This is a genomic window from Gordonia sp. J1A, from assembly GCF_055393515.1.
In genome coordinates this window covers 3,452,126-3,465,518 of the sequence record NZ_AP041607.1, presented here as the reverse complement: position 1 = coordinate 3,465,518, position 13,393 = coordinate 3,452,126, and the positions used below count along the sequence as shown (strand labels likewise).

The following is a 13,393-nucleotide window of genomic DNA, read 5'->3' as shown; positions in this document are numbered from 1 at the left end:
CACTAGAACGTGTTCTAGTCTGGGGTCCATGCGATTCACCTTTGCCGAAGCGATGACCGACTACACCTACTATCCGGCGCTGGCGCAGGCGGCCGAGCGATCCGGGTTCGCGGGCATGACGATCCCCGACTCCCTCGCCTACCCCAAGGAATCGGACTCGGTGTACCCCTACACCCCGGACGGCAGGCGGGAGTTCCTCGAAGACAAGGACTTCATCGAGACCTTCATCCAGGCCGCCGCCCTCGGCGCCGTCACCAGCACCCTGCGCTTCCTGCCCTTCGTGCTCAAACTGCCCGTCCGACCGCCGGCACTCGTCGCCAAGCAGGCCGCGTCGGTGGCCTGCCTGACCGGCAACCGGCTCGCCCTGGGCGTCGGAACCAGCCCCTGGCGCGAGGACTACGACCTGATGGGCGTCGACTACGCCCGCCGCGGCAAGCGCATGGACGAATGCATGGACATCATCCGCGGCCTGACGACTCCCGGGTACTTCGAGTTCCACGGTGAGTTCTACGACATTCCCGAGATCAAGATGAGTCCGACACCCTCCGAGCCGATTCCGCTCCTGGTCGGCGGGCACGCCGACGCCGCACTGAAGCGAGCCGTGATCCGCGGCGACGGCTGGATGCACGGCGGCGGCGCCCCCGAGGAACTCGACGCTCTGATCGACAAGCTCGGCGCGATCCGCAAGGCCGAGGGCAAGGAGAACGATCCGTTCGAGATCCACGTGATCTCCCTGGATGCGTACACCGTCGACGGGTGCCGCCGCCTCGAGGACAAGGGCGTCACGGACGTGATCGTCGGGTTCCGGCTGCCCTACATCATGGGCCGCGACACCGAGCCGCTGGAGACCAAGATCGCGAATCTGGAGCGCTTCGGCGAGTCGGTGATCGCGAAAGTCAACGGGTGATCGCAGTCGTGCGACGGCCCCACCGGGCGCCGGCCGGCCACGAACCCGGCATTTTTCTGCTCCCTCGCACGTCAGGTACCTTATTCGAATGACCAGCCGTGAACTGACTCGCGCTGAGGCCATCGATCAGGCGATCGGAAAGGTCTTCACGACAGCCGACTACTACGAGGTGGGTCGCGAGAAGATCCGCGAATTCGCCCGCGCCCTGCACGACGACAACCCGCTTCACTGGGACGACGCCAAGGCCCGCGAAGGCGGGCACGCCGCGCTCGTCGCACCCCTGACGATCGTCGCCATCATGGGTGCCAAGGCGCAGGCCCAGCTCCTGGAGAAGGCCGTCCCCGGCGATCTGCTGAAGTCGGGCGTCCTGCAGATCGACCAGCGGTTCGCGTTCCACCGGCCGATCGAGGCCGGCGACCGGCTGTACTGCGACGTCTCCCTCGAGTCGTACCGCACCGTGGCGGGAGCCGACCTGTTCACTGTCAAGACCCTGGTCCGAGACATCGACAAGGGCGTGCTGCAGGAGTCGTGGACGTCGCTGGCCGGTCCCGGCGAGGACGCCGACCGTCTTCCCGACGACTTCGAGGAGATCGTCGACGGCATCATGTTCACCGGTGGCGACCGGCACGTGCAGCCGCTCAGCCCGGCCGAACCGGCGGCGATCCCGCCCGAGTCGGATGTGCGTTGGACGACGATTCCGTTCGACTCGCTGACCGAGGGCATGGACCTGCCGGTCCGCGCGCAGCGCTTCACCCGCGGCGACGTCATCAACTACATCGGCGTATCCGGCGATCCGAACCCGATCCATCACAGCGCGAAGGTGGCGCAGGCCGCCGGGCTCGACACCGTGGTCGCGCAGGCGATGCTGACCCTCGGAACCGCCGCCGGCTACCTCACCTCGCAGGTGGGCGACCCCGCGGCCTTCCGCGACATGAGCGCACGGTTCACCAGCCCGGTCTACGTCCCGGCTCACGAGCCGGCGGTCGTCGAATACACCGCGAAGGTCAAGTCGCTCGACCCCGAGAACCGTCGCGCCCTGATCGTCTTCGGCGCCAGCGTCAACGGGAAGCGCGTCTTCGGCCGCTGCACCGCGACCGTCCAGTTCGCCTGATCGTCTCAACGCTTATGCCGTATTCCGTTACCCGATTCGGGTAACGGAATACGGCATAACGCTTCTCGGACGTCAGCGGATCTTGAAGATCACCGCACGCTGGACGACGAAGTTGATGACGGTCGCGACACCTTGCGCGATGCAGAAAGCCAGGACGATGAGGAGGAAGCCCGTCCCCCAGGCGTGCATCAGCCAGTTGTAGAGACCGATGTTGACGAAGAAGGTCACCGCGTAGAGCAGGACGACGGCGATGAACCGCGCGGTGCTGGGCTCGGCTCGGAAGGTCCACCGGCGGTTGATCAGATAGGCGATCGTGGTGCCGAGAATGAAGCCCGCCGCTTTGGCCAGCCAGAACGGCGCACCGAATACCTCCTGGAGCAGGAAGGTGAGGCTGAAGTCGAAGACCGCCGAGAGCGCTCCGGTCGCGATGAACCGGATGATCTGGGTCTTGATGTCGACATCGGTCGACGCCTCTTCGTCGTCGAGCGGCAGCTCGATCGGCATCGGTGCGTGACGGGTGTGGAAGTCCTCGTGCTCCGGATGATGTCCGGGCTTCGCAGGATCCTCGTTCACGGGCGACGTATCTGACACCGTGCCAGCCTAGCCCGTGGCCGACCGAGGTCGATATGAGCGAAAGCTGAGAACGCGGTCCCGCAATCGAGCCGTCCGGCTACCGGATTGTGAGGCGGTTGGCTTAGGGTCGTCCACTATGAGCAGTCCCTCCCTCCTCCGTTTCAAGCGATCGGTGGTCGCCCTCACCGTGGCGGCGACTGCGGCCGCCGGCCTCTTCGCCACCGCTCCGGCCGCTCGCGCCGACGACGCCGCCACCGCCGCACCGGTCTGGTCGGGTCTCGACGCCCGGGGCTACAACGGCCCGATCGGCGCACCCGGCACACTGATCCAGAAGACGCCGCTCGCCGGGTCGGTCGACCTGACCGGCGCGTCGAGCGCCTATCGCATCCTCTACGCGACCACCGACGTCCACGGTGCCCCCGCGGTCAGCACCGGCGCCGTCTTCCTCCCGAAGCGTCCGGCACCGAAGGGCGGCTACAAGGTGATCGCCTGGGCGCACGGGACCACCGGGCTCGGCGACGACTGCACCCCGTCGGCCCAGCCGCGAAGCGATCGCGACCAGGAGTACCTGAACCACTGGCTGAACCAGGGCTACGCGATCGTCGCGACCGACTACGCGGGCCTCGGCACTCCGGGCCTGATGAACTACCTGAGCAGCAAGGTGCAGGCCCACTCGATCGTCGACTCGGTGAAGGCCACATCGCACTCCGGCCTGCCGCTGTCGAAGACGTGGGCGATCGTCGGACAGTCGCAGGGCGCGAGCGCGGCGCTCAACGGCGCCCGCCGTGCGACCGAGTACTCACGCGGATCGGGCCTGGACTACCGCGGCGTGGTCGCCACCGGCACCCCCGCCAACATCGAACACATCGTCTGGCAGGCCGGTCCCGGCTTCCCTCCGGTCGCGTTGCCCACCGGTCTGAACGTCTACGCCGCCTACATCTGGGCCGGTTTCTCCGACGCCCGGCCCGACCTCAAGCCGCTGTCGATCCTCACTCCCGAGGGGCGTCGAGTGGTGAACGAGGCACGCACCCGCTGCTACCCGGAGATGCGTTCGGTGGTCGAGGGAGCGAAGATCCGCGACTGGTTCCGCAAGCCCGTCACCTCCATCCCCGGCGTGCAGGGCGCGCTGGTGGACTACATGAGCACCCCGTATCGCGGCTACGACCGTCCGATCTTCCTCGGCCAGGGGCTCAAGGACATGGACGTCCCGGCTCCGTCGGCGCTGTCGCTGTACGGGCAGATGGTCTCGGCCGGGCAGCCCGTGGAACTGCACGTCTACCCGACCCAGGATCACTCGGGCACCGTCCTGGCCTCGATGAAGGACTCGACGCCGTTCGTCGCGCGGATTCTGCGCTGACGCCCGGCGCACAGTAGACACTCCATTCGACGACAGAACCCCCGTCCCGGACGGGGGTTCTGTCGTCGAACGGCGCGGAGGCGCGCGGCTCAGGGTTCGGGTTTCACCACGAGGACGGGCTTGCGGCATTCGACGAGCAGGTATTGCGAGGTACTGCCCAGCAGCAGCTTGCCGACCTGGGTGCGTCGCCGCATGCCGATGATGAGCAGTTCCGCCTCGGGATCGTCCATCGCGTTGAGGAGTTCCTCGGCCGGGGTGGTGCCGATCGGCTGCGTGATACGGAACTTCACCCCCGACGACGACAGCCGCTCCTGAATCTGCACGATCTCGTCGGCCTCGGCGTAACGCTGGCCGCGTGCCTCGGAGACCGCGTTGATCACCAGGAGATCGGTCCCGCGGCGGCGCGCCTCATCGATGCCGTGCTCCAGGCAGGTTCGCCCGAACGAGCCGGACGAGTATCCGACGACGATCATGCCCGCCACCTCCCTGGTTCCTGTCACATGTCTCGAGAACCGAATGTAGTCGACGCCGGCGATCACCACAGTCCGCGACGGCCACAGCCCGACCTCGATACGCAGTGCCGCCCGACACAGCGCCGACTCAAGGATCCCGGACCAGCTGACCGACGAGTAGTCTCTACTCCGATGACGAACACAGCTGTACTCCCGATCGAGACCCGCAAGCTCATGGGGTGGGGCCGGACCATGCCGACAGAAGGCCATGTCCTGTCGACTCCGTACCCGGAGCTCATCGCCGAAGCGGTGGCACGCGTGGCCGACGACAACGCAGACAAGCCCAGCTACCTTCGCCGCGGCGTCATCGCCCGCGGCCTCGGCCGGTCGTACGGCGAGAACGCCCAGAACTCGGGCGGTCTGACGATCGACATGACCCAGCTGACCAGGATCCACGAGATCGACGACGAGACCGGGATCATCGATCTCGACGCCGGCGTCGACCTGGACACCCTCATGCGCATCGCGCTGCCCCACGGCCTGTGGGTTCCGGTGCTGCCGGGCACGCGCCAGGTGACGATCGGCGGCGCCATCGGCTGCGACATCCACGGCAAGAACCACCACAGCGCCGGCAGCTTCGGCAACCACGTGGTCGAGATCTCGCTGCTCACCGCGTCGGGCGAGATCCTGACGCTGACCCCGGGCGGCACCTCCGACGACCCCGACGCCTCCATCTTCTGGGCGACGATCGGCGGCATCGGCCTCACCGGCATCATCCTGCGCGCCAAGATCCAGATGACGCGCACCGAGACCGCGTACTTCATCGCCGACGGCAGCGTCACCAACAGCCTCGACGAGACCATCGCCCTGCACATGGACGGGTCGGAGGAGAACTACACGTACTCCTCGGGCTGGTTCGACGCGATCAGCAAGCCTCCGCGTCTGGGCCGAGGCACCTTCTCGCGCGGGAGCCTCGCGCGGCTTGACCAGTTGCCCGACAAGCTCGCGAAGGACCCGCTGAAGTTCGACGCGCCCACGCTGGTGAACTTCCCGGACATCTTCCCGAACGGGCTGGCCAACAAGCTGAACTTCTCACTGGTCGGCGAGGCCTACTACCGGATGGGCGGCAACTACCAGGGCAAGATCCAGAATCTGACGCAGTTCTACCACCCGCTCGACCTGTTCGGGAACTGGAACCGCGCGTACGGATCGAAGGGTTTCCTGCAGTACCAGTTCATCGTTCCGCCCGAGGCCGTCGAGGAATTCAAGGGCATCATCTACGACATCCAGGCGTCTGGCCATGTCAGCTTCCTCAACGTCTTCAAGCTGTTCGGCGAGGGCAACCAAGCGCCGCTGAGCTTCCCGATGCCGGGCTGGAACATCTGCGTCGACTTCCCGATCAAGCGCGGCCTGCACGAGTTCGTCACCGAACTCGACCGTCGCGTGATGTCCATCGGCGGACGCCTGTACACCGCGAAGGACTCGCGGACGAGCGCGGAGACCTTCCACGCCATGTACCCCGAGATCGACAAGTGGATCGCCACCCGGCGCCGCGTCGACCCGAACCACGTCTTCATGTCCGACATGGGCCGCAGACTGGAACTGGTCTGACCCGAGCCGGCTGAGTCCGAACCGGCTCGACGAGCCCTACACCGACCGCACGTGAGAAAGCAGACACCCATGTTCAACGCCGTCGGCGTTCCGCAGTCCATCCTGATCCTCGGCGGCAGCTCCGAGATCGGTCTGGCCATCGCTTCGGAGTTCCTCACCCGGGGTCCGATGCGCGTGGTGCTCGCCACCGTCCCGAACGACCCGGCGGCCGCCGCTGCGGCCGAGCAGATGACCGCCGCCGGCGCGTCGTCGGTGGAGCAGATCGACTTCGACGCGCTCGCCACCGACACCCACCGCGAGGTGATCGACAAGGCCTTCGAGGGCGGCGACATCGACGTCGCCATCGTCGCGTTCGGAATCCAGGGCGACGACGAGCAGGCCTGGCAGGACCAGAAGCTCGCGGTCCTCGAGGCCGAGATCAACTACACGGCCGCCGTCTCGGTGGGTGTCCTGTTGGGCGAGAAGATGCGCGAGCAGGGCCACGGTCAGATCATCGCGATGAGTTCGGTGGCCGGCGAGCGCGTCCGCCGCTCCAACTTCGTCTACGGCTCCACCAAGGCCGGCCTCGACGGCTTCTACCTCGGGCTGGGCGACGCGCTGCGTCCCGAGGGCATCCGGGTACTGGTCATCCGCCCAGGCCAGGTCCGTACCCGCCTGTCCGCGCACGTCGCCGAGGCCCCGCTGACGGTGAACAAGGAAGACGTGGCACGGATGGCCGTCGCCGCGGTCGACAAGGGCAAGGACGTCATCTGGGTGCCCGGCCCGTTCCGCTTCATCATGATGGTGTTGCGGCACATCCCGCGCCCGGTGTTCCGCAAGCTCCCCATCTGACGGCCGGTGGAGACCTCCGCTGCCGACCGGCCCCGGCTCTCCGGTCGTACCCGTGACGTCGTCGAACTCGGCGGCGCGGTCCTCGGTGCGGCGGTCATCGCCTTCGCCGGGCTCAAGATCATCGGCGCAGTCGGCTGGCCTGCGTTCAACACCTCCAATGTCACGCGGGCGCTGACCACGCTCGGGCAGACGGCCTGTCTGCTGCTCGCCGTGGTCGCCGTGGTGTGGTCGCGCTACGGCTCGCGGATCCTGGCCTCGCTGTTGTCGGCGTTCGCGTCCGCCGGGCTGGTGACGGTGACGCTGGGCATGCCGCTCGGCGCCACCAAGCTGTATCTCTTCGGCCTGTCCGTCGATCAGCAGTTCCGCACCGAGTATCTGACGCGCCTGACGTCGAGCCCGCATCTGGCGGACATGACCTACGCGGATCTGCCGCCGTACTATCCGGCGACCTGGTTCTGGCTCGGCGGCCGGTACGCGAACACCCTGGGGTTGGCCGGCTGGGAGGCCTACAAGCCGTGGGCCATCCTGTCGGTCGCGGTGGCCGCCGCACTCGGCGCGGCCCTGTGGAACCGGATGGTCGGCGTGACGGCCGGGACCGCCGTCTCGATCGCCGTGACCCTGGTGACCCTGCAGTTCGCGTCGCCCGAACCCTATTCCGCCACCCTCATCCTGGTCGGCATCCCGATGCTCGTGGTGTGCGCGTACGCGCTTCGAGGCCGGTCGAGACTGGCCGGCGGTCCCACGCCGCTGTCGCAGACGAGTTGGCTCGCGGTGATCGCGGGCGGCGTCTTCATCGGCCTCTCCGCCACTGTGTACACCCTGTTCACCGCGCTCTTCGCCGGCACCGCGGTGCTGATGGCGCTGGTCTATCTGGTGCAGGCCTGGCTGCTGCCGCGCAACAAGACGGTGCCGCGCGAGACGATCTCCGCGGAGCGACGGCCCCGCATAGTCGCGGTTCTCATCCGGCTCGTCGTGATGGGGGTGCTCGCCGGCGCCATCGCGCTCATCGTGTGGGGGCCGTACCTCGTCGAGCGGTTCAGGACCGACGTCGCGGTGAGCGGCAGCGCCGAGCACTACCTGCCGGAGTCCGGTTCGATTCTCGCGCTGCCCATGTTCCATGTGAGCCTGCTCGGCCTGCTGTGCCTGATCGGCTTCGTCTGGATCCTGATGCAGTGCCGCCGGCGCACCATCGCGATGAGCATGGCGTGCACTCTCGTCGGCGTCGTCGGACTGACGCTGCTGTCGCTGGCCCTCACGGCCAAGGGAACCACCCTGCTGTCGTTCCGCCTCGAGCCGGTCAGCACGGCCGTCCTCGCCGCGGCCGGCGCGTTCGGCGTGGTGTGGCTCAGCCGGGCGGCGATCGCCCGATTCGGCGACATCCGGACCGTGATCGGAGTGGTGGCAGCGGCCGCCGCGCTGGCCGTCGCCCAGCAGATCCCGTCGGTGCTGTCGGTGGAGATCACCACCGCGTACACCGACACCGACGGCCGCGGCGTACGCGCCGATCAGCACGCTCCCGGCGCCGAGTCGTACTACCCGAAGATCGACGAGACCATCCGTGCCCAGACGGGCCGGCCGGCCACCGACAACGTGGTGCTGACGGCCGACTTCGGTTTCCTCTCGCTCTACCCGTACTGGGGATTCCAGGGGTTGACCTCGCATTACGCGAACCCGCTGGCGGAGTTCACCGAGCGTGCGGCGACGATCGAGAAGTGGTCACAGGCGTCGACGCCGCAGGAGATGAAGGACAACCTCCGCACCAGCCCGTGGCGGCCGCCGAACGTCTTCCTGTTCCGCTACAGCCCGGACGGCTACACGCTGCGACTCGCAGAGGACGTCTATCCCAACGATCCGAACGTCAAGCGGTATACCGTCACCTTCAACCCCGCGGCCTTCGACGATCCGGCGTTCACCGTGACGGAGATCGGGCCGTTCGTTCTCGTCGTGAAGAAGAGCTGATCGCATGGCAGACCTCGACATCACCACCATCGACCACGGTTCGGCCAAGACGCACCTGGTGCACACGAAGTATGTGAACTGGGTGATCCTTCAGTCCGATGAGGGCGTCACGCTGGTGGACGGCGGGTATCCCGGTCACGCCGACGCGGTGGCCGAGTCGCTGCGTCGGGTGGGCAGCGACCTGTCGGAGGTTCATGCGGCCCTGCTGACCCACGCGCACATCGATCATCTGGGCGGGCTGGCGCGGATCGGCCGGACGCGATCGTTCCCGGTCTACGCCGACCCTGCGGAGGTGCCGCATGCGCGTCGTGAGTTCCTCGAGCAGGCGGACGCGTCGACCATCGCTCCGATCGCCTATCGTCCGCGGGTCCTCGGCTGGCTGCAGGGCGTGGTGCGCCTGGGCGCCCTCGACAAGTCCGGCATCGGCGACGCTCAGCCGCTCGGCGACCTCTCGCTGCTGCCGGGCTCGCCGACCGCGGTGCCGACCCACGGGCACACCCGCGGGCACAGCGCCTTCCTCGCGGGCGACGGCGAGGTGCTGATCTCGGGCGACGCGCTGATCAGCGCTCACCCCACCACCAAACGCCGCGGACCGCAGTGCCTCGACCACGTCTTCACCCACGACGTCCCCGCGAACGAGGAATCCGTCGCGGCGCTGCGCGACCTCGACGCGGTGATCGTGATGCCCGGCCACGGCCCGATGCTGTGCGGCCGGGTCGCGACCTTCGTCGATCAGGCCCTGAGCCGATAGCCTCGGCCGGGCCCGAAGCGAACCGTCAGCCGCGCGGGGCACCCGCCGGGCGACTGGCGCGGCGACGACGGCGCGGGGCCGCCGAACCCGCATCGGACTTGGGCGTCGAGGACGTGTGGACCGCCTTGGCGGCCGGACGCGACGGCTGCGTCTCGCCGTGGCCCGCGCTGCCGGAACGCGGACGTCCCGAACCGCCGCGAGCCGAAGCACCCCGCCCCGAAGCACCCCGTCCCGAACCGCCGCGACGAGCACCGCCGCCGGATGCGGAACCGGAGCCCTGACCCGACCGGCGACGCCCCTGGCCGCCGCCCTGCCGCTGCGACTGCTGCGGCGCCACCGGCGGCGCCTCGCGGTACGGCGCACGCTCACCCACGAGTTCGTCGACGACATCCGACTTCGCCGTCACCTGCTGGCCGGGAACCTTGATCGCGGCCTTCTGCAGCAGCTTGCGGAGATCGCCCCACTGCTCGGGCAGGCAGATGGTGACCACGTCGCCCGCCGAGCCCGCACGCGCGGTGCGGCCCGAACGGTGCAGGTACGCCTTGTGCTCGGCCGGCGGATCCACGTGGACGACGAGTTCCACACCGTCGACGTGAACGCCGCGCGCCGCGACATCGGTCGCGACGAGGACCTTGGAGCCGTCCGGTGCGGCGAACGAGGCGAGGTTGCGGTCGCGCTGCGCCTGCGACAGGTTGCCGTGCAGATCGACGGCGGGCACGCCTTCGGCGGTCAGCTTCTTGGCCAGCTTCTTGGCCTGGTGCTTGGTGCGGGTGAACAGGATGCGCCGTCCGGTACCGGAGGCGAGCTCGCGAACCAACTCGGTCTTGTCGGCGGCCGAGCCGACGCGGAACACGTGATGGGTCATCTGCGCCACCGGCGAGGTCGCGTCCTCCAGCGAATGCGTCACCGGCGTGGAGAGGAATCGCTTCACCAGCTTGTCGACGCCGTTGTCGAGCGTCGCGGAGAACAGCATCCGCTGGCCGCCCGCGGGGGTGGCGGCCAGGATGCGGGTCACCACCGGAAGGAAGCCGAGGTCGGCCATGTGATCGGCCTCGTCGAGCACCGTGATCTGGACGTCGTCGAGACTGACGATGCGCTGTCGCATCAGGTCCTCGAGACGTCCGGGGCAGGCGACGACGATGTCGGCGCCCGCGCGCATCGCCGACTCCTGGCGGGTCTGCTTCACACCGCCGAACACGGTGGTGACGCGCAGGCCCACGGCCGAGGCCAGCGGCTCCATCGCGGTGGCGATCTGTGTGGCGAGTTCGCGGGTCGGCGACAGCACCAGTCCGGTCGGGCGGCCGGGCTTGCGGCGCACGCCGGCTCCGGCCAGGCGGGTCACCAGCGGCACGGAGAAGGCGAGAGTCTTACCGGAGCCGGTCTTGCCGCGGCCGAGGACGTCGCGGCCGGCGAGAGTGTCGGGGAGCGTGCGCTCCTGGATGGGGAACGCCTCGGCCTTGCCTTCGGCGGCGAGCGCGTCGGCGATGGGGGCGGGCACACCGAGATCGGCGAATGTGGTCATGGAGGTGGGAGCCTTTGCATGCGGGCATCCGCGTACGGCACATAGGCGCCGCAGAGCGGATTCAGGTGGCGAACACGCGCGGCGGGCGCGTGTCGGTTCGCCGTATGAAAGTTCGACGCACCCGCGTTGGATCCGGGGTCTGCGTGGAGGCGTTCTACGACGCACGGCGCATTTGCGCCGAATGAACGAGCGTGCGCAGTAGCACGCTCCGACTCGTCCATCCTACGGCATCGGAACCGATAAGCGGTGAACGAGCAGGTCAGCGCCCCATGAGGGCGGCGATTCGGCGCACCGCGAACTCGTATCCGGCGGTTCCGCAGCCGACGATCACCCCCGCGGCGATCGGCGAGATGTACGAGTGATGGCGGAACGGTTCGCGGGCGTGCACGTTGCTGATGTGCACTTCCACCACCGGCACCTCGGGCACCACGAGGGCGTCGGCCAGCGCGACTGAGGTGTGCGTCCATCCGCCCGGGTTGATGACGATGCCCCCGATCTCGCCGCGGGCGGCGTGGACGGCGTCGATCATCTCGCCCTCGTGGTTGGTCTGCAGCGCCCGGACCGTCAGGCCGAACTCGGCCGCGGTCCGGCGGGTCGACTCGACGACGTCTTCGAGGGTGTCCGCGCCGTAGACCTCTGGCTGACGCACCCCGAGCATGTTCAGGTTCGGGCCGTTGAGCAGCAGAATCGGCGGAGTCTCGGGGGCATCAGACATGGTTGGGACTCTACTCGGCACCGCCGTGCGCCGCCGTGGGCGACGGCTCCGCCAGACCGCGCAGCGTGTGCGCGACCGACTCCGGCAGCGGGCGGGACCGCTCCGTCGCGGTGTCGACGTTCACGTACACCAGCCGCACCTCGCTGACCGGCTCCCCGCCCCTGCTCATCGCGAACCGCAGGGAGAAACTCGACCGGCCCACTGACAGGCACGTCACGTCCACGTCGATCACGTCGTCGAACTTCGCGGGCCGGGAGAAGGTGATCTCGGCTTTCACCACGGATGGGTCGAGTCCGTCGTCCAGTAGTCCGGGATACGGGTGGCCGATCGCGCGGAACCACTCGGTCATCGCCACATCGGCGAGTTCCATGTACCGCGCATTGAAGAGAAAGGTCTGCGTATCGGTCTCGTGATACCGAACCCGGTGCTGGTAGGCGATCAATCGTCGGTCCTTTCGCATCTCGGCGATGTGATGCTCTCCCGATACTGCCTCACCCACCGGCCGCCCGACTCTGGTAACGGTGGAGGAGGTCCATCACACGCGGGCCGGTCCGGCCCGCCGCTATTGGAGGGAGGATTCCTTGACTACCGCGCGGAGCACCCACGAGGCCGTCGACGACCGCTACCCCTCGCGGCTCGACGCCAGTGCCACCCACGACATCAACACCATTCCCCGGCCCGATCCGACGGTCTGGGGCGCCACCCCCGGCCCCTTCCCGGCGACGGCGCTCGCCGAGTACGAGCGCAAGGGGTTCCACATCGAAGACGGTCTGTTGACCCCGGCTCAGGTGCAGGAGTGCTGGTCGGAGTTCGACCGGATGACCGACGACGCCGACCTCGCCGACAGCGGACTGCTGATCCGTGAACGGGAGTCCGGGGCCATCCGGTCGATCTTCCGCGTCCACCGGGTCAGCCCGGTCTTCGAGGCCCTGGCCCGCACACCCCGGATCCTCGACCGCGCCCGCCAGATCCTGGGTTCGGAGGTCTACATCCACCAGTCGCGGATCAACGCGATGCCGGGCATGGCAGGCACGGGGTTCTACTGGCACTCCGACTTCGAGACCTGGCACGCCGAGGACGGCCTGCCGGCGCCGCGCACCGTGAGCCTGTCGATCGCGCTCACCGACAACTTCCCGTTCAACGGCGGCCTGATGCTCATGCCCGGCGCCCACCGGACGTTCGTGCCCTGCATCGGCGAGACGCCCGACGGCCATTTCCACGAGTCCCTGCAGGACCAGCGCGTCGGCGTCCCCTCGCCGAGCGCCATCACCGAGCTCGGATACGAACACGGCATCGAGCAGTTCACCGGCGCCGCCGGCGCCGGCCTCTTCTTCGACTCGAACTCGATGCACGCCTCCGGTAACAACATCTCGCCCTACCCGCGGGCGAATGTGTTCCTCGTGTTCAACAGTGTCGAGAACGCGCCCCGCGAACCGTACGGGGGCACCGCACCGCGGCCGGACTATCTCGCCGAGCGCGACGTGACTCCGCTGACCCCGCTGGCGGATTCACCGTTCGCGTGAGGAACGGCCGCCGGCCCGGATCGGGCCGGCGGTGCGCGCGGCGGCGGGGCGGCGGGCACCGCGAACCGCCGGGCTAGGATG

General features: G+C 68.4%; 13 protein-coding genes. 8 read left to right on the top strand and 5 right to left on the bottom strand.

Annotated elements, in window-relative coordinates; genetic code table 11:
• Positions 1-28: 28 nt before the first annotated feature.
• Both ACZ5QD_RS16075 and ACZ5QD_RS16070 read left to right on the top strand, forming a co-directional pair.
• Entirely contained in the window at positions 29-907 is an 879-nt protein-coding gene (locus ACZ5QD_RS16075) for a TIGR03619 family F420-dependent LLM class oxidoreductase (RefSeq protein ID WP_006897097.1), read from the top strand.
• Between the two features lie 88 nt (positions 908-995).
• Positions 996-2,018 (top strand): fused (3R)-hydroxyacyl-ACP dehydratase subunits HadA/HadB, encoded by a 1,023-nt coding sequence (locus tag ACZ5QD_RS16070; protein WP_346077415.1) that lies wholly within the window; start codon positions 996-998, stop codon positions 2,016-2,018.
• A gap of 72 nt (positions 2,019-2,090) precedes the next feature.
• Here the strand turns inward: ACZ5QD_RS16070 and ACZ5QD_RS16065 are convergent, their stop codons facing one another.
• Complete coding sequence (locus ACZ5QD_RS16065; RefSeq protein WP_006897099.1) at positions 2,091-2,591, bottom strand: GtrA family protein; 501 nt, start codon at positions 2,589-2,591, stop codon at positions 2,091-2,093.
• A 136-nt stretch (positions 2,592-2,727) separates the two neighbouring features.
• On the opposite strand from ACZ5QD_RS16065, the gene ACZ5QD_RS16060 reads away from it, so the two are divergent.
• A complete protein-coding gene (locus tag ACZ5QD_RS16060; protein WP_464366935.1) occupies positions 2,728-3,948 on the top strand; it encodes a lipase family protein in 1,221 nt (406 codons plus the stop codon).
• 89 nt (positions 3,949-4,037) lie between these two features.
• On the opposite strand, the gene ACZ5QD_RS16055 is transcribed toward ACZ5QD_RS16060, so the two are convergent.
• On the bottom strand, positions 4,038-4,421 hold the full coding sequence (locus tag ACZ5QD_RS16055) for a universal stress protein (protein ID WP_039867714.1): 384 nt from the start codon (positions 4,419-4,421) through the stop codon (positions 4,038-4,040).
• A gap of 171 nt (positions 4,422-4,592) precedes the next feature.
• Here ACZ5QD_RS16055 and ACZ5QD_RS16050 point away from each other — a divergent pair, with 171 nt between their 5' ends.
• From ACZ5QD_RS16050 to ACZ5QD_RS16035, 4 genes are all read left to right on the top strand, one after another.
• Positions 4,593-6,011: an FAD-binding protein gene (locus ACZ5QD_RS16050; protein ID WP_006897102.1), complete on the top strand. Its 1,419-nt coding sequence runs from the start codon at positions 4,593-4,595 to the stop codon at positions 6,009-6,011.
• Positions 6,012-6,080: 69 nt separating this feature from the next.
• On the top strand, positions 6,081-6,842 hold the full coding sequence (locus ACZ5QD_RS16045) for a decaprenylphospho-beta-D-erythro-pentofuranosid-2-ulose 2-reductase (protein ID WP_006897103.1): 762 nt from the start codon (positions 6,081-6,083) through the stop codon (positions 6,840-6,842).
• A gap of 6 nt (positions 6,843-6,848) precedes the next feature.
• Entirely contained in the window at positions 6,849-8,801 is a 1,953-nt protein-coding gene (locus ACZ5QD_RS16040; RefSeq protein ID WP_006897104.1) for an arabinofuranosyltransferase, read from the top strand.
• Positions 8,802-8,805: 4 nt separating this feature from the next.
• A complete protein-coding gene (locus ACZ5QD_RS16035; protein ID WP_006897105.1) occupies positions 8,806-9,552 on the top strand; it encodes an MBL fold metallo-hydrolase in 747 nt (248 codons plus the stop codon).
• Positions 9,553-9,577: 25 nt separating this feature from the next.
• Here the strand turns inward: ACZ5QD_RS16035 and ACZ5QD_RS16030 are convergent, their stop codons facing one another.
• The 3 genes from ACZ5QD_RS16030 to ACZ5QD_RS16020 form a co-directional block, all read right to left on the bottom strand.
• On the bottom strand, positions 9,578-11,074 hold the full coding sequence (locus ACZ5QD_RS16030; RefSeq protein ID WP_006897106.1) for a DEAD/DEAH box helicase: 1,497 nt from the start codon (positions 11,072-11,074) through the stop codon (positions 9,578-9,580).
• Between the two features lie 259 nt (positions 11,075-11,333).
• Complete coding sequence (aroQ, locus tag ACZ5QD_RS16025) at positions 11,334-11,789, bottom strand: type II 3-dehydroquinate dehydratase (RefSeq protein WP_346077407.1); 456 nt, start codon at positions 11,787-11,789, stop codon at positions 11,334-11,336.
• A 10-nt stretch (positions 11,790-11,799) separates the two neighbouring features.
• Positions 11,800-12,288 (bottom strand): acyl-CoA thioesterase, encoded by a 489-nt coding sequence (locus tag ACZ5QD_RS16020; RefSeq protein ID WP_346077405.1) that lies wholly within the window; start codon positions 12,286-12,288, stop codon positions 11,800-11,802.
• 82 nt (positions 12,289-12,370) lie between these two features.
• Between ACZ5QD_RS16020 and thpD the strand changes: the two genes are divergently transcribed.
• A complete protein-coding gene (thpD, locus tag ACZ5QD_RS16015) occupies positions 12,371-13,312 on the top strand; it encodes an ectoine hydroxylase (protein WP_006897109.1) in 942 nt (313 codons plus the stop codon).
• Positions 13,313-13,393: the final 81 nt, after the last annotated feature.